We start from the raw sequence: 1,396 nt of genomic DNA on the forward strand, positions 1-1,396 counted from the left end.
GCAAAGTAGCTGCCCTGCCGCAAGTAAGCCGCTCCCAGCGAGTAGAGAATATCGGCGTCGTCGGTAGCCAGGGCGCGGGCCTTCTGCAGCGCTTGCACCGCCTGGGCGTAGTCTCCCCGCTCCAGGTGGACGTTGCCCAAAACATAGAGCAGCTCGGAGGAGTTGGGCACCATGGCCACCGCCAGTTGCAAGCGGCGCAGCGCCTCTTCTGTCTGGCCAAACTGGGCCAGCCGCAGCGAGTCAGTGGCCAGTTGCAGGGCCTGGGCCCGCATCAACTCCCCACTGGGCAGGGGAAGGTGCAGCAATACTTGGGCTCGAGCGGGATCCCCTCTCCCTACCCCCAACACCATGGCAAGGCCCAGCGGCAAGGTTAGCAAAAACCGGACAGGTAGCCGGAATACCAGTGGCGGCATGACACCCACGCAAAAACAGGTCATGCCCATGTTAGCTGCAGCAACCGGGGATCCTTCCTGCCAGGGCTGGTTCCAACCAGATGCATGTTTGCGCCGGCGGCGCGGAGCACCATCTCTAACTCCCCTCTCCCTTTGGGAGAGGGGCCGGGGGTGAGGGCCGTCCCTTTGGGAGAGGGGCCGGGGGTGAGGGCAGCGATTCAAACAAACTAGAGACGTCGCCACCGCCGCCCCGACTGGGCCAGCAAGTCTTCAGCGGCCTTGGGCCCCCAGGTGCCGGCCTCGTAGGTGAGCAGGGGCGGCGCGGCACTGCCGCCATTGCCTTCGGGCTGGGCTTCCCAGGCCGATAACACCGGCGTCACCACCCGCCAGGCGGCTTCCACCTCGTCGGCGCGGGTAAATAGGGTGGGATCCCCCAGCAGGCAGTCCAACAGCAGGCGCTCGTAGGCATCCGGGGTGCTCGACCCAAAGGCAGTTCCATAGCGAAAATCCATTTCCACCGAGCGGGTGCGGATCTCCGGCCCCGGCATCTTGGCCTCAAAGCGCAGGGAGATGCCCTCGTTGGGCTGGATGCGCAGCACCAGGATGTTGGGGCTCACCTCCCGGGCTGCCGAAGGAAAAAGAGAGAGCGGCACCTGCTTAAAGTAGATGGCCACCTCGGAGACCTTCTTGGCCAAGCGTTTGCCGGTGCGCAGGTAAAAGGGCACTCCCTGCCACCGCCAAGTGTCGCATTCCAATTTCAGGGCCACGTAAGTGGGGGTTTGCGAGTTGGGGTTGACATTGGGCTCTTGGCGATAGCCTGGCACCGGCTTGCCGGCAATCCAGCCGGGGCCGTACTGGGCTCGCACCGCTGCCGCGGCCACATTGCGCAGATCCGCCAGGCGGGTAGCCTGCAACACCTTGGTCTTTTCGTTGCGTACCCCGTCGCTGCGCAAGGAGACGGGCGGCTCCATAGCGGTGAGGCAATAGATCTGCATCAGGTGGTT

2 protein-coding genes are annotated in these 1,396 nt (G+C 64.5%); both read right to left on the minus strand.

From position 1 onward, the window contains the following. A partial coding sequence (locus NW857_RS05840; RefSeq protein WP_414368290.1) for a tetratricopeptide repeat protein occupies positions 1–413 on the minus strand: 413 nt, incomplete at its 3' end. Positions 414–619: 206 nt separating this feature from the next. After that, a partial coding sequence (locus tag NW857_RS05845; RefSeq protein WP_414368292.1) for a glucose-6-phosphate dehydrogenase occupies positions 620–1,396 on the minus strand: 777 nt, incomplete at its 5' end.

Origin of the sequence: Synechococcus sp. H55.9 (assembly GCF_047462355.1) — a bacterium.
In the GTDB taxonomy this organism is placed as follows: domain Bacteria; phylum Cyanobacteriota; class Cyanobacteriia; order Thermostichales; family Thermostichaceae; genus Thermostichus.